Genomic DNA, 22,085 nt, shown 5'->3' with positions numbered 1-22,085 from the left:
CGCCTGAAAGCGCGAACAAGCCGTCTGAAAGGGCGAAACGACATGTCCACGGCACCCCCAGCTCCGCAAGCGGAACAAAAAGGTCAAATAGACGGACCTTTCCATGGACCGTGGCCGATCACGAGCCGCTGGCCGGGACCCGGCCGCCCAGCGTCCGCAGCCACCCTGGCCGCCCTGCTGATCGCCGCCGTGGTCAGCGCGTTCGCCCTGCCGCTCGACCGGCCCGGCATCGGCTGGCTCATCACCGCGGTGGCCGGCACCGCCGCGCTGGTCGCCGCCCGGGTCATCCGCGACGAGGACGCCGTCCCGCCGCTGGTCAACCGCCCCGGGACGACTCTGGCGAGGGACCGCTTCCTCTGGGCCACCGCCACCGTCGCCCTGCTCGCGGTCGGCACGTTCCGGGCCGCGGAATGGCTCTTCGTGCTGTGCGTGCTGACCGCGACGGTCACCACGGTTCTCGCGATCACGACCGGGCGCTCGCTGCGGGCGATCGTCGTCGGGTACCTGCTCACCCCGATCGCCGCGATCCGCGGCCTCCGTTGGCTGCAGCTCGGATTCGCCCGCCAGAGTCACCGCGGCTCGAACACCGCCGCGATCCGGGTGATCGGCACCGTCGCCGTCTCGCTGCTGCTGCTTCTCGTCTTCGGCTCGCTCTTCGTCTCCGCCGACGCCGCGTTCGCCCGGGTGTTCGAGGCCCTCGTGCCGGAGATCCGGGTGGACTCGGTGTTCCGCTGGGTGTTCGTCGGCACGCTCACCCTCACGCTGCTGGCCGGTGCCGCATATCTGCGCGCAGCACCGGTCGCGGCCGGTGACCTCGACAAGACCGAGGGCCGCAAGGTGGGCCGCCTGGAGTGGGCGGTGCCGCTCGGCCTGCTGGTGCTGCTCTTCGCCGCGTTCGTCGCGGTGCAGCTCACCGTGCTGTTCGGCGGCAGCCGGCACGTGGTGGAGACCGACGGCCTCACCTACGCCGAGTACGCCCGAAGCGGCTTCTGGCAGCTCTGCGCCGTCACCGTGCTCACCCTGGTGGTGCTCGCCGGCGCCGCTCGCTGGGCTCCGCGTACCGGGCGGGCCGACCGCGCGCTGCTGCGCTGGGTACTGGGCGCGCTCGCCGTCCTGACCCTGGTCATCGTCGCCTCGGCGCTGCACCGGATGAGCGTCTACACGGACACGTACGGCCTGACCCGCCTGCGCCTGCTGGTTGCCTGCTGCGAGGTGTGGTTCGGGCTGATCCTGGTGATGGTGCTGGTCGCCGGCATCCGGATCCACGCGCCCTGGCTACCCCGGGCCGCGCTCGGCGCCGGAGTGCTGGCCCTGCTCGGGCTCTCCGTCGCCAACCCGGACGGCCTGATCGCGGAGAACCACGTGCAGCGGTACGAGCGGACCCAGCGCATCGACGACTGGTTCCTCAGCACCCTCTCCCCGGACGCGGTGCCCGCACTGGCCACCCTCGACGACGCCGAGCGGCGGGCCTGCCTGCTCTGGGCGATCGGCGACCGGACCGCGGCGGACGAGGGCTGGCGGGAGTGGAACCTGGGCCGTCAGACCGCCCGGGATCTGATCGCCGAGTACCCGCCGGCCGACACGCAGAAGTGCGCTCAGGAGATCTACCGGGATTGACAATTGGCCGGGGGTGGAGAGACTGCCGAACATGGCCGCCGATCCGCCCCCGAGCCCGCGCACCCGAGTGGTGCTCGCCGAGGCCGCGTCCCGGCGTACCACCGACCGGGCCCGCGCCGACCTCGCCGAGCAGACCCCGGTCGGTGAAGCGCTGGTCAAGGGCCTGGTCCGGGCACAGCTCGCGCTGGCTCTCCGGCTCGCGCTGGTGGTGGCGGCCGGGCTCGGGACGCTGCCGCTGCTGTTCGTGGCGGCACCCGCGGTCGGGGCGTTCACCGTCTTCGGGGTGCATCTGCCCTGGCTGCTGCTCGGGCTGCTGTCGTTCCCGTTCCTGCTCGGGGTCGGCGCGGCGTACGTGCGCTGGGCCGAGCGCAACGAGCAGGACTTCGCCGCGCTGATCCGCAGGCCCGACCGGTGAACCCGTACCTGGCGCCCGGCCTCATCGTGGTCGTGCTGGCCACCGTGGCCATCGGCGCGTACGGCCTGCGGTTCGCCCGGACCACCTCCGACTTCCTGGTCGCCTCCCGCTCGGTGAGCCCGTCCTGGAACGCGGCCGCGATCAGCGGCGAGTACCTCTCCGCGGCGTCCTTCCTCGGCGTGGCCGGCCTGATCCTCTGCTACGGCGTGGACATGCTCTGGTACCCGGTCGGGTTCGCCGCCGGATACCTCGCGCTGCTGCTGTTCGTGGCCGCCCCGCTGCGGCGATCCGGCGCGTTCACGCTGCCCGACTTCTGCCAGGTGCGGCTCCGATCGCCGGCGCTGCGGCGGCTGGCGACCACGTTCGTGCTCTTCATCGGCTGTCTCTATCTGCTGCCGCAGCTGCAGGGCGCCGGGCTCACGTTCAGCACGGTCACCGGCGGCTCCTATGTGTGGGGAGCACTGCTGGTCGGCGTCGTGGTGACGGCGAACGTGGCGTTCGGCGGGATGCGGGCGATCACGTTCGTCCAGGCCTTCCAGTACTGGCTCAAGTTGACGGCCCTGGCCGTACCCATGATCTTTCTGATCCTGCAGTGGCAGTCCGACGGCCGCCCGGCCGCCACCCCGCCGGCCGGCGCCGTCTTCCCCGCGGCGACCACCGTGGTGGTGGAGCAGGACGCGGTGCTCGACGGCGGCCGGGCCGTGCACGCCGGCGAGACCCTGACCTTCGCCGCCGGCGACCCGGTGCCGCACGTGAGCACTGTGGACGCCGGGTACGGCCCCGAGTGGCTGCTGCCCGGCGGCGAACTCGGCCTGTTCGCGACGTACTCGCTGATCCTGGCCACGTTCCTGGGCACCATGGGCCTCCCCCACGTGCTGGTCCGGTTCTATACGAATCCGGACGGCGCCTCGGCCCGCCGGACCACCCTCGTGGTGCTCGGCATGGTCGGCGTCTTCTACCTGCTGCCCACCCTGTACGGCGTACTCGGCCGGATCTACACACCCCAACTGCTGATGACCGGCCGCACCGACGCCGTGGTCCTGCTGCTGCCCGAGGCCGCACTGGGCGGCGGGCACCTGGGCCGCCTGCTCGGCGCACTGGTCACCGCGGGCGCTCTCGCCGCCTTCCTCTCCACCTCGTCCGGCCTGCTCACCAGCGTCGCCGGGGTGATCTTCACGGACGTGCTGCGGTCCGGGCGCAACGGGTCGATCCGCGACTTCCGGCTGGCCACCGTGCTGGCCGCGGCGGTGCCGACCGGTCTCGCCCTCTATGTGTCCGACATGGACGTCTCGCAGGTGGTCGGCCTCGCGTTCGCGGTCGCCGCGTCCAGCTTCTGCCCACTGCTGGTGCTCGGCATCTGGTGGCGCGGCCTGACCGACGTGGGGGCGATCGCCGGGCTGGTCGCCGGTGGCGGCGCGGCGATGGCGGCCGTGCTGGTGACCGTTCTCGGGCCGCCGCTCACCGGCCGGGCGGCCGAACTGATCGAGCAGCCGGCGGCCTGGACCGTGCCGCTCGCCTTCGCCGTGATGGTCGGCGGATCGCTGCTGACCAGCCGCCGGGTGCCCGCCGACGTCGGTGCCACCATGCTGCGGCTGCACGCACCGGAGTCGCTGCGAACCTGATTTAAGGTTCTTTAATGTTCGAACCCCGTCCGTGATCATGGCGGGTTCCGTAGATCCGGGCATGAGAGCACGCAGAGGATCCTTCAAGCGGCCGGGCAGCGGACTCACCGGCGGCAACCGCAAACTGGCCATCGGTCTGATCGTCGCCGCCATCGCCGGTGGCGGGATCGCTGTGGGCACCGGGCTCAGCAACGCGTCCACCGTCTGCGACGGGATGGACCAGGCGATTCAGCGAAACCTCGACTTCATGGCCGAGCAGCGCGCCAACCCGAACGCGCAGACCGAGGCGATCCTGAAGAACCGCCAGGACGTCATCAACCTGATCAACCTGCAGAAGCAGCAGGCCGGGTGTGAGGGTGGAGTGGCCGCCCCGCCGGCGGCGGCCCCACCTGCCCAGGAAGAGGAGCAGCAGGAAGCCGCGCCGCCCGCTCAGGAAGAGGAAGAGGCCGCGGCACCCCCCGCAAACGCGGGCGAGGTCGTCTGCAAGGGCTCGACCGTCACCCTCTCCGGCGAGGCCGGCGCACCGTTCGCCTCCAGCGGGACCTTCCCGATCGGGACCCGCCTGAAGGTCACGAACCTCGACAACAACAAGAGCATCACGGTCACCGTGGAGACCACCTCCGGCAGCTGCGTCCTGCTCAACAACGCCGCGTTCGAGGAGGTCCGCGAGCCGGGCAAGTTCCTGATCAGGCGCGCCGTGATCGAACGGGTGGGCTGATCCCTCGGGTCCGCCGGGTGGTTCCCCCACCACCCGGCGGACCGATACGTTCCAGACATGAACATTCCGCCCCAGCGCACGCCCGCCGACGACGGCACCGCGGCGATGTCGCTGCGAGGACTGGTCAAGCGCTTCGACACCCGCCTGGCGGTCTCCGACATCAGCCTGGACGTGCCGGCCGGTTCGTTCTTCGGCCTGCTCGGCCCCAACGGCGCCGGCAAGACCACGACGCTGTCCATGGCGGTGGGCCTGTTGCGGCCCGACGCGGGACAGGCCGTGCTTCTCGGGTACGACGTCTGGCACTCCCCAGCACAGGCGAAGTCGCTGGTCGGCGTCCTGCCCGACGGTGTGCGGATGTTCGACCGGCTCAGCGGGCCGGAGCTGCTGGCGTACCACGGGATGCTGCGCGGCATGCCCGCCGACGTCGTCGACCAGCGCGCCCGTGACCTGCTCGACGTGCTCGAACTCGGCGTCGACAACCGCACTCTGGTGGTCGACTACTCGGCCGGGATGAAGAAGAAGATCGGCCTGGCCTGCGCCCTGCTGCACGCGCCCCGCCTGCTGGTCCTCGACGAGCCGTTCGAGGCGGTCGACCCGGTGTCGGCCGCGCTGATCCGCGACATCCTCCAGCGCTACGTCTCCGGCGGCGGCACCGTCGTCTTCTCCAGCCACGTGCTGGAGGTCGTCGAGCGGCTCTGCTCCGACGTGGCAATCATGTCGGACGGCGTGCTCAGGATGCACGGCCCGCTCGCCGAGATCCGCGGCGAACGTTCGCTGCAGGACGTGTTCGTCCAGGTCGTCGGCGGCCGGGTGGCCACCGGGTCGGAGCTCGCGTGGCTGTGACGCCCTCGGTCTGGCCGTTCGTCCGGCTCAAGCTGCGGATCACCGGCAACGGCCTGCGCGGCCGCCCGGCCCGGATCGTCATGTTCGTCCTGGGCGCGGTCGCCGCCGGGATGCTGGCCGTTCTCGGGTACGCCACCTTCGCCACACCCGGTCTGGTGGACAGCGACCGTGGCGCCGCCGTGCTGTTCCCGTTCGGCGGCGCGTTGCTGGTGCTCGGGTGGATCTTCCTGCCGCTGCTCTTCTTCGGCATCGACGACACGTTCGATCCGGCACAGTTCGCGCTGCTGCCGCTGGCCCGCCGCACCCTGCTGGCCGGTCTCACGGTTGCCGCGCTGATCGGGATTCCGGCGCTCGCCACGCTGGCGGCCACGGCCGGCATGGTGGACAGCGCGGCACGGCTCGGCGGGCCCGGCGCGGCGCTCGTCCAGTTCGCCGGGATCGTCTGCGGACTGCTGCTGTGCGTGGCGCTGAGCCGCTCGGTGATCAGCGCGTTCGCCACCGCTCTGCGGTCCCGACGGGCCCGTGATCTGGCCACGATCCTGCTCGCGGTGGTGGCGGCCTCCCTCGGCCCGGCGCAGTTGCTGCTGCTGGGAGTGCTGAACCGGGCGGACTGGGACAGCGTCGCGGCGATCGCCGAGGTGGTCGGCTGGACTCCACTCGGCGCCCCGTACACCGTTGGCCTCGAGGTCGCGAACGGCCGCCTGTGGGCCGTACCCCTGAAGCTCTTGATCGTGCTGGCAGCGGCCGGCGGCCTGCTCTGGTGGTGGAGCCGCACGCTGGAGCGGGCAATGGCCGGCACCGCGACGGCCGGAAGTCGCGGCGGCACCGGGACCAGGGCAAACGGTCGCGGCCCGGTCGATCAGCTGCTGTTCCGATGGTCGCCGCGCAGCCGATTCGGCGCGCTGATGGCACGCGAGACGCGCTACTGGTGGCGGGAGACGCGGCGGCGTGCGGCGGTGGTCACCCTGGCGGTGGCCGGCGTCTTCCTGCCCCTCTCCAGCGCCTTCGGCTCGGAGAACGCGAGCGGGGCGGGGCTTGCGGTCATCGTGGGCGCGATCGCGCCGATCGGATTGGCAAACCAGTTCGGGTACGAGGGAAGCGCCTACGCCACCAACCTGGCAACCGGGGTTCCGGGCCGCCTGGAGGTGCACTCGCGGGCCGCCGCACACGCCCTGTTCACGGTGCCGTTGCTGCTGCTCGTGGCCCTGGTGAACGGTTTTCTCGCCGGCGCGAGCCCGGCATCGGTCCCGGCACAACTCGGCACCCTGCTCGCGGTCTACGGCGTCGGGCTGGCGCTGGTCCTGCCGGTCTCGGTCCGCGCCGCTTACGCCCTGCCCGACCCGTCCACCCCGTTCGCCATCTCCTCCGGCGGTGGTCTGAGCAAGGCTCTGCCGGCACTCGGCGCGATGGGCGGCGCGGTGCTCGGCGCGCTCCCGGTGATCCTCGCGGGCTACCTTCTCGGCCCGGTCTGGCTGTGGATCGGCCTGCCTGTCGGTCTCGCGTACGGGACGGCGGCGTACGCCCTCGGCGCCCGTCTGGCCGGAAACCTGCTGGACCGGCGGATGCCCGAGCTCCTCGCCGCGATCACCGCCCGCTGACGGTCCGCGCCTCCGGGCCGCTCTTCAGCATGACGGTGTGCAGGCCCTCGCGGCGCACGAAGATCCGGCGGCGCTGCAGAGCGTTGCCGGCCTGCCCGATGACGTACCCATCAAGCCACAGCCAACCGTCGTAGGTGACCCGCGGATCCACCCGGATGATCCGGAACAGCAGGGCCCGGTCACCGGAGAACTGGACGCTCGCCTCCGCGCCGACCTGGACGATGTCACCCGGCCGCAGCATCTCCTGGGGCATCCCTACAAAATAGTTTGTGATCAATTAATCGCGGTAGCGGCGTGCGCCATCTGCAATCGGGAGAATGATCGGGTGAATCCCAACGAGGCGGGTGGCCGCATTCACTCCACCGACCCGTTCGCCGTGCCCGACTCGGCGAAGTCGCCGGTGCGGCGGCTGCGCGGGCGGCTGGCGGCACCGGTGACGATCTGGACGGCACCCGGCCCGGCCGGTCTCACCGTCTCGTCGACCCTGATCGCCGACGGGGAACCGGGGCGCGTCGTCGGCCTGATCGACGAGGAGAGCGACTTCTGGGACGCGGCGCTCACCGCTGGGGTCTTCACCGTCGTCCCGCTCACCCCCGCCGACCGGCAACTGGCCGACCGTTTCGCCGGTCTCATGCCGTCGCCCGGTGGCCTGTTCGCCGCCGGCGAGTGGCGCGAGACCGAGTGGGGCCCGGTGCCCGCGAACGCCACCGCGTGGGCCGGCTGCCGTCTCGACAGCGACCGCCCGTGCGGGTGGGCTCTGCTGGTCGAGGGCGTGATCGAATCCACCGAGATCGCTACCGCCGCCGCGCCGCTGGTCCACTACCGGGGGAGGTACGCCGAGCTGGGCTAGTGCCATTCAGCGCATTCAGACCGCCACTCAGCGCACACCCCGACCATCCGGCCGTGACGTGGCCCACTCCTTCGTACGGTCGCGGAAAGTCAGCCCGCCCCCACGAAGGTGGTGATCCCGTGCCGGCCTCCCCCGAGAGGTACCTCGAGGTACAAAACTCCGAGGAGTTCGCTCAGCTTCGGCACAAGCTGCGCAGCTTCATCTTCCCGACGACGGTTGCATTCATCGTCTGGTACGCCCTTTACGTGCTTCTCTCCGCGTACGCGCGGGACTTCATGGCGATCAAGGTCATCGGCAACATCAACGTCGCCCTGATCTTCGGCCTTCTGCAGTTCGTCTCCACGTTCGTCATCGCGTGGTACTACGCGCGGTTCGCCGCGCGAGAGGTCGACCCGCTCGCCGACAACATCTACGACGAGCTCGAGAACGGCACGCCGAAGGCCGAGGCCGCCGCCACCACCGACGGAGGCACGGACTGATGCCCACCGGGATCCTCGCCGCCGAGGCCAGCACCTCCACCTCGCGGTCACTCACCATCACGCTGTTCCTGATCTTCGTCGCGATCACGCTGGGCATCACCGTGTGGGCGAGCCGGCAGACGAAGACCGCCACCGACTTCTACGCCGGCGGCCGGCAGTTCTCCGGCTTCCAGAACGGCATGGCGATCGGCGGCGACTACATGTCGGCGGCGTCCTTCCTCGGCATCGCCGGCCTGATCGCCCTGTACGGCTACGACGGCTTCCTGTACTCGATCGGCTTCCTGGTCGCGTGGCTGGTGGCGCTCCTGCTCGTCGCCGAGTTCCTGCGCAACTCCGGCCGCTACACGATGGCCGACGTCCTGGCGTTCCGGATGCGCCAGCGCCCGGTACGCACCGCGGCCAGCGCCTCCACGATCGTCGTGTCGATCTTCTACCTGATCGCGCAGATGGTCGGCGCGGGCGCGCTCGTGTCGCTGCTCCTCGGGATCAAGGGCGACACGACGTTCCTGGGCATGGACGCCGACACCGCCAAGGTCGCCACCATCATCCTGGTCGGCGCGCTGATGATCATCTACGTGACGGTCGGCGGCATGAAGGGCACCACGTACGTCCAGATCGTGAAGGCGTTCATGCTGATGGGCGGCGCCGCGATCATGGTCATCATGGTGCTGGCGCACTACAAGTTCAACCTGTCCGCGCTGCTCGGCGACGCCGCCGAACAATCCGGAAAGGGATCGGCCTTCCTCGAACCGGGTCTGCGCTACGGCGTGGAGACGGCGGGTGACGCGGCAAAGACCTTCTACAGCAAGATGGACCTGCTCTCGCTGGGCCTCGCGCTGGTGCTCGGCACCGCCGGTCTTCCGCACATCCTGACCCGGTTCTACACCGTTCCGACCAGCCGGATCGCGCGTAAGAGCGTGCTCTGGGCGATCGGCATCATCGGCACGTTCTACCTGTTCACCCTGGCCCTGGGCTTCGGCGCGGCGGCTCTGGTGGGCGGCGAGAACATCACCGCGCAGGACAAGGCGGGCAACACCGCCGCGCCGCAGCTGGCACAGCAGCTCGGCATCGACTACCTGGGCGGCGACACCGGTGGCTCGATCATGCTGGCGGTGATCGCGGCGGTCGCCTTCGCCACGATCCTCGCCGTGGTCGCCGGTCTGACGCTCGCGTCGTCGTCGAGCCTCGCGCACGACTTCTACGCCAGCGTGATCAAGCGCGGCACCGCCTCCGAGCGGGACGAGGTCCGGGTCGCCCGGATCTCCGCTCTGCTCATCGGCGCCGTGGCGATCGCCCTGTCGATCTTCGCGCAGAGCCTGAACGTGGCGTTCCTCGTGGCGCTCGCGTTCGCGGTGGCGGCGTCGGCGAACCTGCCGGCGATCCTGTACAGCCTGTTCTGGCGCCGGTTCAACACGGCGGGCGCGCTCTGGTCCATCTACGGCGGCCTGGGCTCCGCGGTCATCCTGGTGTTCTTCTCGCCGGTGGTGTCCGGCTCGGCGACCGCCATGTTCCCGGAGTCGGACTGGCACTGGTTCCCGCTGTCCAACCCCGGCATCATCTCCATCCCGCTCGGCTTCTTCTTCGGCTGGCTGGGCACGGTCATCTCCAAGGAGACCGACCCGGAGAAGTACGCGGAGCTCGAGGTCCGGTCGCTGACCGGCCACGGGGCCCACTGACTTACCTCAGACGCGGGCCGGTGCAGTCGCCGCACCGGCCCGTGCTCCGTATCCGAGAAACTCCTACCTTCGTGCCGATGCATGTCGAGGACCCGGATCATTGAGTTTCACTCCGTAATCTGGGTTACATGTCTGCTACCACCTCTCCCAGTGGCAACTCCTCCGGCCGGGCCTCGGTGCCCGGCTACGGTGCCCGGCCTGTCGGCCGGCCCGGGGGCCCGGGAGACAACCGCGACTGGCCCCCGCGGGACGGTGGCGGTCCGGGCACTCCCTACCGGGGACGGCGCCCCCGCCCGCGGTGGAAGCGGATCGCCCTGGTGGCGGGCATCGCCGTTCTGGTCCTCGCGATCGTCGCCGGCATCGCGGCGTACGGGTACGTGAGCGGCCTGGACAAGGACCTCAAGCGCACCAACGCGTTCTCCGAGATCACCGCGGAACGGCCCGGCAAGGCCGTCGAGGGCGCGCTCAACATCCTGCTGGTCGGCACCGACTCGCGAGACCCGGACGCCAAGCAGGACCAGGCGAACCAGTGGCGCGCGGACACGCTGATGATCATGCACATCCCGGCCGACCACAAGACCGCGCAGATCGTCTCGATCCCGCGTGACCTGTGGGTGAGCATCCCGAGCGACAACAACGCGCCGTGCACCTCGGGCAGCCGCGCCAAGATCAACGCAGCGTTCGCGTTCGGCGGCATCCCCCGCGCGGTGCGCACCGTCGAGTGCATGACCGACGTACACCTGGATCACGTCATCACGATCGACTTCAGCGGCTTCAAGGCCGTCACCGACGCGCTCGGCGGCGTCGACCTGAAGGTGGAGCAGACCATCACGTCGATCCACAAGCCGTACCGGGTGTTCAAGAAGGGCATGATGCACATGGACGGCAAGCAGGCGCTGGACTGGGTGCGCCAGCGCAAGCAGTTCGCCCGTGGTGACTTCGCCCGCATGCAGCACCAGCAGGACTTCCTCAAGGCGATCATGGACAAGGCGGCGAGCACGGGCACGCTGACCAACCCCGGCAAGCTGGACGACTTCCTCAACGCGGTCGCCGCCGCCGTCACGGTCGACGAGACCTTCTCGCTGAAGGACACCGTGGTCCAGTTCCGCAACCTGCGCAGCAGCAACCTGACGTTCATCACCAGCCCCAACAAGGGCAGCGAGACGATCGACGGACAGTCCGTGGTGGTCTCCGACCGGGAGAAGGCGATCGCTCTCTACGACGCGATGGCGGCCGACAAGATGGACGAGTGGATGGCCGCAAACCCGCCAAAGAAGTAGCGAATTCCGGCCTGAATCAAATCTGAAACTTCATAGACCTTCAGCTGGACGGAAAGTGTCCGTAAGGTAATGCAGCCCCTCACCCCTGGAGTGCTGCATGACGGTCACCACCGATCGGCCATCGCCGACGCGGGATCGCGTGGCGCCGGTGAGAAAGAAGCGCAGGGCACCGCTCTGGGCGAGGTTGTGCACCTCGGCCGGGGCGGTGCTTCTCATCGCCGGTGGCGGTGGTCTCATCGGCGGCAAGGTGCTGCTCGACAAGACCACCGAGAACATCGCGGTGGAGAACCTGACCGGTGAGGCGGGCAAGACCGAGGCCGAGGGTGGCGGGGACATCCTCGAGGGCCCGATCGACATGCTGCTCATGGGCGTGGACGCGCGGGCCCGCTGGGCCGCCGACGACCTGCGCGCCGACTCGATCATCATCCTGCACATCCCGGCGAGCCACGACCAGGCGTACCTGATCTCCGTGCCCCGGGACACCGAGGTCGACGTGCCGGCGTTCGAGCCCAGCAACTACGGCGGCGGCACGACAAAGGCGACCGAGGCGTTCTTCCACGGCGCGCAGAACGGCGGCGGCTGGGGCGGCGGCGCGCAGCTGCTCGCCAAGACGCTGAAGAACCTGACCGGGATCAGCTTCGACGGCGCCGCGATCATCAACTTCGGCGGCTTCAAGAGCGTGATCGACGAGCTCGGCGGCGTGACCATGTGCGTGGACCAGCAGGTCACCTCGAAGCACATGGTCTTCGTCGAGGGCAAGCCGATGTTCCTGGCCGACGCGCGCAAGACCGGCAAGCCGACCAAGCCGGTGGTGCACAAGGTCGGCTGCCGGGCCATGGAGGGCTGGGAGGCGCTCGACTTCGCCCGCCAGCGCTACGGGCTCAAGAACGGCGACTACGACCGGCAGCGCCACCAGCAGCAGCTGATCAAGGCGATGGCGAAGAAGGCGGCGACCGGCGGCGTCCTGACCAACCCGATCAAGGCGGGCGGCGTGATCCAGTCGGCCGGCAAGGCGCTGGTGCTGGACATCGGTGACGCCAAGATCACCGACTTCGTGCTCGGACTCAAGGACGTGGCGGCCAACGACATGGTGCTGCTGCGGACCAACAACGGCACGTTCGCCGGCAACGGGAGCGGGCGCGAGCGGATCGACGAGACCACGCAGGCGATGTTCGAGGCGGTCAAGGAGGACCGGCTCGCCGAGTTCGTCCTCGACAACCCGGGCGTCGTCGCCAACGAGAAGTAGCCCGGCTTTAAGCTGTCTCCCGTGTTCGGACCTCAGGTACCCAGTGTGACCGCTGATCAAGTCGAATCCGGCGCCTACCTGCTCGATGTGCGGGAGCCGGACGAGTGGACCGCCGGCCACGCGCCGGGCGCCCACCACCTGCCGATGATGGAGGTGCCGGCCCGGATGGCCGAGGTGCCGACCGACGGCGAGGTGGTCGTGGTGTGCCGCGCGGGTGGGCGCTCCGGCCAGGTCGTCGCCTATCTGATGAACCAGGGCTGGGACAACGTACGCAACCTCGACGGCGGCATGCAGTCCTGGGCCGCTGCCGGTAAGGACGTGGTGAGCGAGGACGGGCAACCGGCCCGGGTGCTGTGAACGACCGATACCGGCCACTCGTCTTCGCCCACCGCGGAGGCGCGGACGCACTACCGGAGCACACGCTCGGCGCCTACCTGCGCGCGCTCGACGAGGGGGCGGACGGCGTCGAGTGCGACGTCCGCCTGACCCGCGACGGCCACCTCGTCTGCGTGCACGACTCGAAGCTGGATCGCACCAGCAACGGGCGCGGCCGGGTAAGCGCCAAGACCCTCGCCGAACTGGACGCGCTGAACTTCGGGTCGTGGCACCCCGGCTACCCCGCCGATGATATGCCCGATTTGTCACGATTGCTCACGCTGGAGAGGCTTCTCGACACGCTGCTCTCCAGCGGACGCCAGGTTCGCCTGCTGATCGAGACGAAGCACCCCACCCGGTACGGCGCCGAGGTCGAGCGCCGCCTCGTCCGGCTCCTCAAACGCTACGGGCTGGCCGACCCCAAGCCCGACGACCCGGTCAAGGTGACCGTGATGTCGTTCGCGGCCCTCGCACTGCGCCGCGTCCGCGTCCAGGCGCCCAGCCTGCCCACCGTCTATCTGCTGGAGCTCGTCCCGCCCGGCGTGGGGCGCGGCCGTCTGCCGTTCGGCGCGCGCACCGCGGGGCCGGGCATCGAGGTGATCCGGGCCCGGCCGAGCCTGCTGCCGGCAATGCGGGCGGCCGGGCATCAGACGTACGTGTGGACCGTCAACGAACCGGCGGATCTGGAACTGGTGCTGAAACATCGCGTACAAGGCGTGATCACCGACCGTCCCCGATTCGTGCTCGACTACCTCGATCGGATGTGACGTACGACACTGTAGGCCGGTTGACCTCAGCATCCGCTTAGGTTCGACTGCCCAAAACGTGGCAGGCGAGGCAGACTCGCACCATGCCGGAGCGTCCCGACTACGCGGCTCTCACCCGGGGGCAGATCGCGGTCCTCGACCGCGTCAACGCGGGCGAGTCCGGACTGCCCGTCCTCCAGCAACTCGTCCGGCTCGCCGGTGAGGCCCTCGGCGCCCGCGGCGCCGGCTTCGCGGAGTACACGGAGGGCCACGGCCGCATCATCGCGGCCACCGGCGTCTGCGAGTCCGCGATCGGCCGCCGGATCGAGGGGCCCGACGACCGGCTGCTGGCCCGGCGGACCCTGCTGGTCCCGCTCGACTCGGTCAACGACGAGTTCGCCCGGCAGATCGAGGGCGGCGACCTGCGGCACATGCTGGGCGCGCGGTGCGAGGTCGGGACGACCGTGGTCGGCTCGCTGCACGTCTACTTCGGCGAGGACTCCGGCGAGCCCGGCCCCGAGCACCACGCCGTCCTGGAGCTGGTCGCCGGTCTGGTCGGCCGGCTCTACGGGATGCACACCGGCCTGCCGATCCACGGCGAGTCCGCACCGGAACAGGCGCGGCGGCAGGAGAACCGGGACCTGTGGGTGGCGGTCACCAGCCACGAGTTGCGGACGCCGGTGACGGTCATCAAGGGATATGCGGACACGCTCACCAACCACTGGGACACCCTGGGCGAGCCCGGCCGCCGGGAAGCGGTCCGCGTGATCGGCACCCGCGCCGGTGAGCTGGCCCGGCTGGTCGACCGGCTGCTCTCCGCGGCGAGCGAGGACGGTTCGGTCGGCACGTCCGCGTCCGGGCCGTTCGACCTGGCGGACGCGCTGCGGACAGCGGCCGAGGAGCTTCCCGCGGCGTTGCGCCAGCGGATTCACTTCGGCGAGCTGCCACCGGACCTGCCGAAGGCGTACGGGGACCGCGACTCGATCACGACGATCCTCACCGAGCTGGCCACCAACGCGGAGAAGTACTCGCCGGCCGAGACACTCGTCGAGGTCTGCGCCGGCACCGACGACGACACGCTGCGTTTCCGGGTCTCCGACCGCGGCGCCGGCATCGCCCCCGAGCACGTCGAGCGGGCCTTCGAGCGCTATTGGCAGGCGGAGTCCGAGAAACAGCACCCGCACCCCGGCGCGGGTCTCGGCCTGTACCTGGTCCGCCGCCTGGTGGAGCGCCAGCACGGCTGGGTGTCGCTCCGGCCCCGGGACGGTGGCGGCACCGTCGCCGAGGTGCGCTTACCACGCGCCTGACGCCGGGCGCGCAAGACACGGGGTGGCCCGCGTCACCGTTTCCGGTGAGTGACCCCCTAGGCTGGTCCCTCGTGAGCAAGCGTCGCAAGCCCCGCGAAACCGCACCCAAGACCAAGGTGCGCGACATCTTCGTCGCCCGCCCGTTCGAGGGCCTGGCGGACGAACCGGAATGGGTCGCCCTCCGCGAGCTGGTCCCGGCCGCCTCGGCGCCGCTGACCCTGAAGCCGGAGATCGTCGAGGAGTTCGGCGACCGCCCGATCACCCTCTCCACGGTCCTGCCGATGGCGTGGCCCGCGATGACCCGCCGGGACGGCCGCGTCTTCATCGGCCTGCAGCGGCACGTCCAGTCCGGTGACGTCTCCCGCGACCTGGCCGTGGCGATCCTCAACGCGCTGAGCACCACTCCCGGCGAGACGGTCTCGGTGCCCGCTCTGCCCGGCGAGGGCCCGCGCCTGCAGGACCTGCTCGTCAACGACCCGCTCGAAATCACCATGCACGACGGTTTCGAGTACTGGCTGGACGAGGACCAGATGCAGGACGCAACCGTCAAGGCGTCCCTGGAGCGGGCAAACGCCTCGATCTACCCGACGGTGCGCCTGGCCGCGGCCAAGGCGGCCTACTGGTGCCGGGTCGCCCCCGACAAGGGTCACGTCCGCTGGGTCCTCTCCGACCCCGAGGACCGGGCGCTCGACGCGCTCGCCCGCCTCTCCGCCGCCGGTGAGCTGCTGCTCGGCGAGGACACCAAGTTCGCCGGCATGTTCCGGGCGCACGGCCTGCTGGTCCCGGTCTGGGACGTGCCCGGCGACCCGGAGGGCGCCGACTGGGAGGCCCCGCTCGCCGACTTCGCCAAGCGGTACGCCGACACCCTCGCCGTCGACGAGCCTCTCGACGCCGCCGGGCGCCGCGCGAAGCAGGGCCTCATCGGACGGCAGCTGACCCTGCGGTGAGTCTGTTGCGGTTCGCGGGTGCGGGCCTGGATCCGTCGATCTGGGTACCGCACTACCTGCCGCACTGGAGCTCACGGGCCGGCACGCGGGCCACATACACGGTGTCCGGCGGCGAGCTGCGCCTGAGCATCCCGGTGGACCAGCCGCTCTGGGCGGAGGGCATCCACCCGACGCCGCTGCGGGTCTCCGGCATCCAGTCCGCCTCCTTCTCCGGCCCGGTCGGGAGCACGATCGGCGGCCAGCCGTTCCTCCCGGGCCAGACGGTCCGCGAGGAGCAGCCCGAGTTCTGGGGCTACACCCCGCTCTACGGCCACCTCGCGATCCGGATGCGGGCGGTGCTCTCCCCACGGTCGATGGTGTCGTTCTGGCTCGCCGGCGTCGAGGACCGCCCGGAGCGCTCCGCGGAGATCTGCGTCATGGAGGTCTTCGGCACCGCCCCGCACGACTTCGGCATGGGCCTGCACGCCTTCCGCGACCCGGCGGTCACGGAGGAGTGGGGGACGGTCACCCTCCCCGCTGACGTGGCTGATTTTCATACGTACGCGGTCGACTGGCGCCCGGGCTCCCTCGCCTTCTCGGTCGACGGCGAGGTCGTGAAGCGCGTCGCCCAGTCCCCCGACTACCCGGTCCAGCTGGAAATAGCCGTCTTCGACTTCCCCGACCGGGCCCACCTCGTTCCCGGCGGCGAGATACCCGTCCCCGAGCTGATCGTCACCGAGGTCACCGGCTCCTGACCGTTTCCGCTCGGCACCGCGAGCCAGCCTCGGGTGATGGGACGGCTCACGCAGCCAGGGCTCGCCGCGCCGGGGCAGCGAGCCGGTGTCAGGCGAGTGGGTCTCGGGTGACGGGGCAGCTCATGCAGCGCGGGCCGCCGCGGCCACTGCCCAGTTCGGAACCGGCGATGCGGATCACCTCGATGCCGGCGCGTTCCAATTGCGCGTTTGTCTCGACATTTCGCTCATATGCGACGCAAAGTCTCGGTGCGATGGCGAGGGTGTTGTTGCCGTCGTCCCACTGTTCGCGTTCGGCGGTCACCGGGTCGAGGCCGGTGTCGATGATGCGGAGGCGGTCGATGCCCATGGCCTCGGCGGCAGCCTCCAGGAACGGCCGAGGCGCCCGCACGAGCAGGCCGCCCTCGGTGCCGGCGGTGACCGTCCAGGCGACCAGGGTGTCGGCCATGTTGGGGTACATGACGACGGCATCCCTGTCCACCATGGTGCAAATGGTGTCCAAGTGCATCGTGGCGCGCTCCTGGGCGATCGGCACGGCGAGGACGGTACGCGCGAGGCCCGCGTCGATCACGCGGCGGGCGAGGCGCTCGGCGCCGGCCGGCGTGGTGCGCTCGCCGACGCCGATGGCGAGCACCTCGGGCGCCAGCACGAGCACGTCGCCGCCCTCCAGGTGCTCCATCGACGGGTCGAAGAGGAGGGTCGAGCCGGCGAAACGCGGGTGGAAGCGATAGATCGCGTGTGTGATGGTCGTCTCGCGCCGCCGGGCCCGCATCGCCAGGCTGGTCACCGCGACACGGTCCCGGATCCAGACCGAGGAGTCCCTGGTGAACAGCAGGTTCGGCAGCGGATCGATGACGAAATCGTGATCATTCATCATCTCGTAGACCAGGCCACCGGTGCTCGGTTTGATCTCCTCGTGCGCCAGGCCGGCCACCAGCACCTCGGCGAGCCGGTCCGGATCCTGGTCGGCCAGGTAGCCTCCGACACTGGCGCGCAGCGCGTCGCCGAGCCTGCGGGCGGCCAGCACACCGGCGGTCAGCTCGGCTCGGGCCTCCGGCACGGTCAGCGTCTCGGCGAGCAGGTCACCCAGATAGAGGACCTCCACTCCCCGGGAGCGCAGGGCCGCGGCGAAGGCGTCGTGCTCCTCCTGGGCGCGTCCGACCCACGGAATCGCGTCGAAGAGCAGCGAATCGTTGTTGCGCGGGGTGAGCCGCGCCAGTTCCGGCCCCGGCCGGTGAAGCAGGACGGTACGGAGGTGGCTCACTTCACTGTCGACGTACACGACGCCGACGTTATCCCGTACCGAACGCTACCGGGTGGTCACGGATCTACTAGATCTTGAGACGACCATGCATCTGACGTGCGGCAGCGATAGCTTGTGTGGGTGCGACGAGACCGCGGCACTCAGGCGTACAGGTGCACCATCCGAAAGAAGTGTTGCCCGTGAATACGACATTCACCACTCACTCAGCTCTCTTTCCGCCCCTCCGCTCTGTTCTGTAGGGAATCGAGCACGTACGGTAGTGGTTATAAGAGAGCCCGACTGACCTTTTGCCGGAGGTCGCAGTGACTGTCTTCCCCGCCCGCCCCGCCCTGCCCGTACCTTCCAAAGCACTCACGCCCGTCGACCGAAGCCCGACGCCTTCCGTCCTGGATGCGCCGCGCGTCACACCGGTCGAGTGGGCGCGGCGCCGTCGTGCCGAACGCGACGCACGCCGCCTGGAAGCCGCTGGTGCACGCGCGCTGACCCGCCTCGATCGCCTTGGACCGAACTGGCACATCGTCGACTGGCCGCGGACCGACGCCATGCAGGCTTACCACGAGCCCGACCCGGCCGATGACCGTGCCGGCTTCCTCGCGATCGGACCCGGAGGGGTCTACGCGGTGACCGTGGCCGATCATGGCCGCGCCCGCGTGCTGATCGCCGGTGACGTCGTGCAGATCAACGGTAAGCGTCCGCAGTACGTCGCCGAGGCGCGCCGTGACGCCCGCCGGGCCGCCAAGGCGCTCTCCGCCGCGGTCGGCCTCAACGTGCCGGTCACCGCCGTGCTGACGTTCGTCGGTTCCGGTGTGATCAGCGTGCACGGCCTGCCGAAGGACTGTCTCGTCTCCACCGACAAGGAGCTCGACCGGCTCCTGATCGCCGGTGGTGCCAAGATCTCGCCCTCCACGGCGAACAAACTCTCCGCTGTCGCCACCCACCCTGGCACGTGGGCAAATGCCCCGTATCGCCCGGCTGGCGACTACCGTTGGTACAGCAACGGACAGACGGCCGCTGACAAGCGGCCCACCCGCCGGTAACGTTCCTTTCTGACGCCGTCGACCAGCCGGTGCCGTGACCGCTGAACCGATCACGCGCCGGCGGTCGCCGCGAAGATGCGAGGAGGAGCGGGTGGCGCATGTTGAGCTCTCCCTCTCGGGAGCGTTCGTCCCCCAGGCTCGGACACCGGCCGAGGCCGAGTTCGTCACCAGCGTCGAACGCTGGGCGTCGACGGTCGTCGCCGCCGACGAGCCATGCCTGATCATCGACGTCAGCGGCTCGATTCTCGCCGTCTCTCCGTCGTGCAGCGCCCTGCTCGGCCTGGGTAAACCGGTCGAGGCGCTCGGACAGCGACTCAGCTCGGCGCTCCAGCTGGTGGACTTCACCGCCGGAGCCGGGCGGCTCGAGGAGCCCGAGGCGGACAAGATCCCGCCACTGCTGGCACTGAGCAGCGAGCGCCTGGCCCGCGGCCTGATGCGGGTCGTGCCGGGTGCCGGCGAGGCGCCGCTCACCCTGGACGCGGTCTCCACGCCGCTGCTCTCCGGCGACCGGGTGGCAGGTTCCCTGACCTTCCTGTCCCCGGTACGGTACTGAAGTCCTTTTTGCCCCCACCGATGTAATGTTCGACGCACCCGGCGGGCATTGGGCGTTACAGATCCGCAACGTAGTCTGCCCTCATGCTCGATCTAGACCTGTTACCAGGTGAGTACGCGGTGTGCCGGCTCCCGGCCGGCTCGACCCTGCCCGCCACGCTCACGACGGGTCCGGACGACAAGAGCGTCATCTCGGTGACCTGGGGCGTCGACGAGCTCTCGGTGATCTGCCCGAGCGACCGTGTCCCGCCGGACGCCGAGGCCGACACGGCGTGGCGATGTCTGCGGGTCGCCAACCTCGATCTGGCCATGACCGGCGTGCTCGCGTCGCTGGTCGGCCCGCTCGCCGAGGCCCGCGTGAACATCGTGACCTTCTCGACGTACGACACCGATTACCTGCTGGTGCCGACCGTCCGGCTCACCGAGGCGGTCAATACGCTGACCGGCGCCGGCCACCGTATCGCGGGCTGACACCCCGAGCTCTTACGATGAGCGCGTGTCCCCCCGCACACGCCTGCCCCTTGCCGTGGGCGCGCTCCTGCTGACCGCCGCGTGCGGCACTCCGCCGGACGCTCCTCCGAGCGCGTTCCCGCCGGTCTCGGCCCCGGCACCGGCACCGTCCGCCGACCTGACGACCGGCATCACGACGGTCCCGCCGGCCACGCTGCCCACCAACCCGGTCACCACGTACACCGTGCCCGGGTACGCGACCCCACCCCCGCTGTCCACCACGACAGCGACCACGGCGCCGCTGACCAAGTCACCCACGCCGACGCCGACGCACGCCGCCAGATGCACCGGCGAGCCGACCGCCGCGCAGATCCTCAAACTGGTCGAGGACGATCCCGGTGTCCCGGACCAGGGACTGCAGGTCGCCGACGGGCCGTACTGCGCCGGGACCTGGTCGTTCACGTCGGTCCGGATCGCCGGGGACAGTCAGGCTGAGCAGCTGCAGGTCTCCGCGACGGGCAAGGGCGCCCAGCTCAAACTGGTCGCGGCGGGCACGGACGTGTGCAACCCGCGGATGCAGACCGAGGCTCCGGCCGGCATCCGAGTGCTGGCCTGCGGATTCTGAGCCATAGAATTCGGGGATGCCCGGTACGCCGCCCACGCGCTTCGCCTATCTCGGCCCGGAGGGGACCTTCACGGAGGCCGCCCTGCGGACCATCCCCGCGGCCGAGCACGGTCTGCGCACCCCGGCGCGCAGCGTGCCCGAGGCCCTGGAGGCGGTGCGCGCCGGTGAGGCGGACGCCGCCCTGGTCCCGCTGGAGAACTCGGTGGGTGGCGCCATCCCGGTCACCCTCGACGAGCTGATCACCGGCAGCCCGCTGATGATCACGCGCGAGGTGCTGCTGCCGGTCGAGTTCGTGCTCGCCGCCCGGGACCTCACGCCGCTCGCCGCGATCCGCACGGTCGCGGCCCACCCGCAGGCCTCCGCGCAGTGCCGGCACTGGCTGCGGGCGAACGCGCCGGACGCCGTCGTTGTCGACGTGCTCTCCAACGCCGCCGCCGCGATCAGCGCCGCCGCGGGTGAGCACGACGCGGCGCTCTGCGCACCGATCGGGGTGTCGCAGCACGGCCTCACCGTGCTCGCCGAGAAGGTGGCCGACCGGGCCGAGGCGGTGACCCGGTTCGCGCTGCTCACCCGGCCCGGCGAGCCGGCCCCGCCGACCGGCGACGACGTCACGTCGCTGGCCGTGTCGATCCGCCACGACCAGGTCGGCGCGCTGCTCGCGGTGCTGACCGAGCTGGCGGTCCGCGGCATCAACCTGTCCCGGATCGAGTCGCGGCCGACCGGCGAGCAGCTCGGGACGTACGTCTTCTTCCTGGACTGCACCGGGCACGTGGCCGAGCCGCGTCTCGGCGAGGCCCTGCAGGGCCTGCGCCGGATCTGCGCCGAGGTCCGCTTCCTCGGCAGCTACCCCAAGCACCGGCTCCAGCCGGAGCCGCCCGTGGCGGCCCCGGCCGGTCTCTCGGACGCCGACTACGCGGACTCGGCGGCCTGGCTGACCCGGATCCGAGCCGGAGAAATCTAGTCGTCGAAGATTCCGCCGAGGATGCCGCCGCCCGAGTCCTTCTTGCCGCCGCCGAGGCCGGCCAGGCCGCCCGGCGGTTCCTCGGAGGGCTGCACGACGACGAAGCCCTGACCGGCGAAGCTCATCGTGAACCGCTCGCCGGTGGTCCGGCCCAGCAGCGTGCCCAGGCCGAACTGCTCGGCCTTGTGGTAACCGGTCTGCAGGCTCGCCGACCAGGCGATCGCCGCTTGCGGGTCGACGTATGTCGGCTGGTCGACGTTGAGCACGACCGGCGTGCCCTTGGTGGTGACCGCGATCCGGCCCTGCCCGGTGAACACGCAGTTGAACAGGCCGGCGCTGGACATCATCCCGGCGCCGCTGACCATCTTGATGTCGTACTGAAGGGTGGAGTCGAAGGCGAGCACGTTCGCCCCGTTGATCGACAGGGCGTCGCCATGGTCGAGGTCGATCAGGTGGATGTCGGCGGCGTTCTCGGCGAGGAAGACGTCGCCGTGGCCGCGGACCCGCATCAGCGGCACGCCCTCGCCGGTCAGCTTCTGCTTGAGGAACTTGCCGAGGCCGCCCGAGCCGAGCGCCTCGAACTGGACCTGACCCTGATACGCCACCATCGAACCGGTGCGGGCCATGAACTCGCCGTTCAGCTCGGCCTTCAACAGCTTGGAGTTCTGCAGCCGGAGCCCGGGCTGGGCGGACTCCTTCTCGAGGTTGTCGGCCGAGAAAAGGTCGCTACGCATGACCTCAGGGTA

The 22,085-nt window shown here is 70.4% G+C and carries 24 protein-coding genes; 21 read left to right on the top strand and 3 right to left on the bottom strand.

Going from position 1 to position 22,085, the window contains the following annotated elements; translation table 11 throughout:
• Window positions 1–189 precede the first annotated feature (189 nt).
• The 6 genes from AB0M02_RS30840 (at window position 190) to AB0M02_RS30815 (ending at window position 6,813) form a co-directional block, all read left to right on the top strand.
• On the top strand, window positions 190–1,617 hold the full coding sequence (locus AB0M02_RS30840; protein WP_364233115.1) for a DUF4173 domain-containing protein: 1,428 nt from the start codon (window positions 190–192) through the stop codon (window positions 1,615–1,617).
• 31 nt (window positions 1,618–1,648) lie between these two features.
• A complete protein-coding gene (locus AB0M02_RS30835; RefSeq protein WP_364233113.1) occupies window positions 1,649–2,032 on the top strand; it encodes a hypothetical protein in 384 nt (127 codons plus the stop codon).
• Complete coding sequence (locus AB0M02_RS30830; RefSeq protein WP_364233111.1) at window positions 2,029–3,654, top strand: cation acetate symporter; 1,626 nt, start codon at window positions 2,029–2,031, stop codon at window positions 3,652–3,654. The genes AB0M02_RS30835 and AB0M02_RS30830 overlap by 4 nt, the downstream gene beginning before the upstream one ends.
• Window positions 3,655–3,715: 61 nt before the next feature.
• Entirely contained in the window at window positions 3,716–4,372 is a 657-nt protein-coding gene (locus tag AB0M02_RS30825; RefSeq protein ID WP_364233108.1) for a hypothetical protein, read from the top strand.
• A 57-nt stretch (window positions 4,373–4,429) separates the two neighbouring features.
• Entirely contained in the window at window positions 4,430–5,215 is a 786-nt protein-coding gene (locus AB0M02_RS30820) for an ABC transporter ATP-binding protein (RefSeq protein WP_364233106.1), read from the top strand.
• A complete protein-coding gene (locus AB0M02_RS30815) occupies window positions 5,206–6,813 on the top strand; it encodes an ABC transporter permease (protein ID WP_364233103.1) in 1,608 nt (535 codons plus the stop codon). The genes AB0M02_RS30820 and AB0M02_RS30815 overlap by 10 nt, the downstream gene beginning before the upstream one ends.
• Here AB0M02_RS30815 and AB0M02_RS30810 read toward each other — a convergent pair.
• Window positions 6,800–7,066 (bottom strand): hypothetical protein, encoded by a 267-nt coding sequence (locus AB0M02_RS30810; protein WP_364233102.1) that lies wholly within the window; start codon window positions 7,064–7,066, stop codon window positions 6,800–6,802. The genes AB0M02_RS30815 and AB0M02_RS30810 overlap by 14 nt on opposite strands.
• Before the next feature lie 72 nt (window positions 7,067–7,138).
• Between AB0M02_RS30810 and AB0M02_RS30805 the strand changes: the two genes are divergently transcribed.
• The 10 genes from AB0M02_RS30805 to AB0M02_RS30760 all read left to right on the top strand — a co-directional run bounded on the left by AB0M02_RS30805 (window position 7,139) and on the right by AB0M02_RS30760 (window position 16,453).
• The gene (locus AB0M02_RS30805) at window positions 7,139–7,663 is read left to right on the top strand and encodes a flavin reductase family protein (RefSeq protein ID WP_364233101.1); all 525 of its coding nucleotides are present in this window, start codon (window positions 7,139–7,141) and stop codon (window positions 7,661–7,663) included.
• 119 nt (window positions 7,664–7,782) lie between these two features.
• Complete coding sequence (locus tag AB0M02_RS30800) at window positions 7,783–8,142, top strand: DUF485 domain-containing protein (RefSeq protein ID WP_364233099.1); 360 nt, start codon at window positions 7,783–7,785, stop codon at window positions 8,140–8,142.
• Complete coding sequence (locus AB0M02_RS30795; protein ID WP_364233097.1) at window positions 8,142–9,818, top strand: cation acetate symporter; 1,677 nt, start codon at window positions 8,142–8,144, stop codon at window positions 9,816–9,818. The genes AB0M02_RS30800 and AB0M02_RS30795 overlap by 1 nt, the downstream gene beginning before the upstream one ends.
• Window positions 9,819–9,946: 128 nt before the next feature.
• Entirely contained in the window at window positions 9,947–11,098 is a 1,152-nt protein-coding gene (locus AB0M02_RS30790) for an LCP family protein (protein WP_364233094.1), read from the top strand.
• A 148-nt stretch (window positions 11,099–11,246) separates the two neighbouring features.
• Window positions 11,247–12,344, top strand: coding sequence for an LCP family protein (locus AB0M02_RS30785; protein ID WP_364233091.1), 1,098 nt, complete (start codon window positions 11,247–11,249; stop codon window positions 12,342–12,344).
• A gap of 21 nt (window positions 12,345–12,365) precedes the next feature.
• Window positions 12,366–12,701, top strand: a complete 336-nt coding sequence (locus AB0M02_RS30780; protein ID WP_364233088.1) for a rhodanese-like domain-containing protein — start codon at window positions 12,366–12,368, stop codon at window positions 12,699–12,701.
• Window positions 12,698–13,486 carry a glycerophosphodiester phosphodiesterase family protein gene (locus AB0M02_RS30775; RefSeq protein ID WP_364233087.1) on the top strand — a complete coding sequence of 263 codons (789 nt, stop codon included), beginning with the start codon at window positions 12,698–12,700 and terminating at the stop codon, window positions 13,484–13,486. Before AB0M02_RS30780 ends, AB0M02_RS30775 begins: the two co-directional genes overlap by 4 nt.
• A gap of 83 nt (window positions 13,487–13,569) precedes the next feature.
• Window positions 13,570–14,772 carry a HAMP domain-containing sensor histidine kinase gene (locus tag AB0M02_RS30770; RefSeq protein WP_364233085.1) on the top strand — a complete coding sequence of 401 codons (1,203 nt, stop codon included), beginning with the start codon at window positions 13,570–13,572 and terminating at the stop codon, window positions 14,770–14,772.
• 71 nt (window positions 14,773–14,843) lie between these two features.
• Window positions 14,844–15,719 carry a DUF5926 family protein gene (locus tag AB0M02_RS30765; protein WP_364233083.1) on the top strand — a complete coding sequence of 292 codons (876 nt, stop codon included), beginning with the start codon at window positions 14,844–14,846 and terminating at the stop codon, window positions 15,717–15,719.
• Window positions 15,716–16,453, top strand: coding sequence for a glycoside hydrolase family 16 protein (locus AB0M02_RS30760; protein ID WP_364233080.1), 738 nt, complete (start codon window positions 15,716–15,718; stop codon window positions 16,451–16,453). Before AB0M02_RS30765 ends, AB0M02_RS30760 begins: the two co-directional genes overlap by 4 nt.
• An 88-nt stretch (window positions 16,454–16,541) precedes the next feature.
• On the opposite strand, the gene AB0M02_RS30755 is transcribed toward AB0M02_RS30760, so the two are convergent.
• Window positions 16,542–17,732, bottom strand: a complete 1,191-nt coding sequence (locus AB0M02_RS30755; RefSeq protein ID WP_364233078.1) for an arginine deiminase — start codon at window positions 17,730–17,732, stop codon at window positions 16,542–16,544.
• Window positions 17,733–18,016: 284 nt separating this feature from the next.
• Here AB0M02_RS30755 and AB0M02_RS30750 point away from each other — a divergent pair, with 284 nt between their 5' ends.
• From AB0M02_RS30750 to pheA, 5 genes are all read left to right on the top strand, one after another.
• Window positions 18,017–18,751 (top strand): hypothetical protein, encoded by a 735-nt coding sequence (locus AB0M02_RS30750; protein ID WP_364233074.1) that lies wholly within the window; start codon window positions 18,017–18,019, stop codon window positions 18,749–18,751.
• A gap of 91 nt (window positions 18,752–18,842) precedes the next feature.
• On the top strand, window positions 18,843–19,304 hold the full coding sequence (locus tag AB0M02_RS30745; protein WP_364233073.1) for a hypothetical protein: 462 nt from the start codon (window positions 18,843–18,845) through the stop codon (window positions 19,302–19,304).
• Between the two features lie 83 nt (window positions 19,305–19,387).
• Window positions 19,388–19,774 carry an ACT domain-containing protein gene (locus AB0M02_RS30740; RefSeq protein WP_364233070.1) on the top strand — a complete coding sequence of 129 codons (387 nt, stop codon included), beginning with the start codon at window positions 19,388–19,390 and terminating at the stop codon, window positions 19,772–19,774.
• 25 nt (window positions 19,775–19,799) lie between these two features.
• Window positions 19,800–20,378 (top strand): hypothetical protein, encoded by a 579-nt coding sequence (locus AB0M02_RS30735; protein WP_364233068.1) that lies wholly within the window; start codon window positions 19,800–19,802, stop codon window positions 20,376–20,378.
• A 16-nt stretch (window positions 20,379–20,394) separates the two neighbouring features.
• Window positions 20,395–21,339, top strand: a complete 945-nt coding sequence (pheA, locus tag AB0M02_RS30730; protein WP_364233067.1) for a prephenate dehydratase — start codon at window positions 20,395–20,397, stop codon at window positions 21,337–21,339.
• Here pheA and AB0M02_RS30725 read toward each other — a convergent pair.
• Window positions 21,336–22,073 carry an AIM24 family protein gene (locus AB0M02_RS30725; protein WP_364233065.1) on the bottom strand — a complete coding sequence of 246 codons (738 nt, stop codon included), beginning with the start codon at window positions 22,071–22,073 and terminating at the stop codon, window positions 21,336–21,338. The genes pheA and AB0M02_RS30725 overlap by 4 nt on opposite strands.
• Window positions 22,074–22,085 lie beyond the last annotated feature (12 nt).

This window comes from Actinoplanes sp. NPDC051861, assembly GCF_040681145.1.
Lineage (GTDB): Bacteria > Actinomycetota > Actinomycetes > Mycobacteriales > Micromonosporaceae > Actinoplanes.
The sequence above is the reverse complement of the archived record's forward strand: the minus strand, read 5'-3'. Positions and strand labels throughout refer to the sequence as shown.

Coding starts and splice junctions, on each gene's coding strand:
- AB0M02_RS30835 (WP_364233113.1), top strand. CDS start 1,649: ATGGCCGCCGATCCGCCCCCGAGCCCGCGCACCCGAGTGGTGCTCGCC.
- AB0M02_RS30825 (WP_364233108.1), top strand. CDS start 3,716: ATGAGAGCACGCAGAGGATCCTTCAAGCGGCCGGGCAGCGGACTCACC.
- AB0M02_RS30820 (WP_364233106.1), top strand. CDS start 4,430: ATGAACATTCCGCCCCAGCGCACGCCCGCCGACGACGGCACCGCGGCG.
- AB0M02_RS30810 (WP_364233102.1), bottom strand. CDS start 7,066: ATGCCCCAGGAGATGCTGCGGCCGGGTGACATCGTCCAGGTCGGCGCG.
- AB0M02_RS30795 (WP_364233097.1), top strand. CDS start 8,142: ATGCCCACCGGGATCCTCGCCGCCGAGGCCAGCACCTCCACCTCGCGG.
- AB0M02_RS30790 (WP_364233094.1), top strand. CDS start 9,947: ATGTCTGCTACCACCTCTCCCAGTGGCAACTCCTCCGGCCGGGCCTCG.
- AB0M02_RS30770 (WP_364233085.1), top strand. CDS start 13,570: ATGCCGGAGCGTCCCGACTACGCGGCTCTCACCCGGGGGCAGATCGCG.
- AB0M02_RS30740 (WP_364233070.1), top strand. CDS start 19,388: ATGCTCGATCTAGACCTGTTACCAGGTGAGTACGCGGTGTGCCGGCTC.
- pheA (WP_364233067.1), top strand. CDS start 20,395: ATGCCCGGTACGCCGCCCACGCGCTTCGCCTATCTCGGCCCGGAGGGG.
- AB0M02_RS30725 (WP_364233065.1), bottom strand. CDS start 22,073: ATGCGTAGCGACCTTTTCTCGGCCGACAACCTCGAGAAGGAGTCCGCC.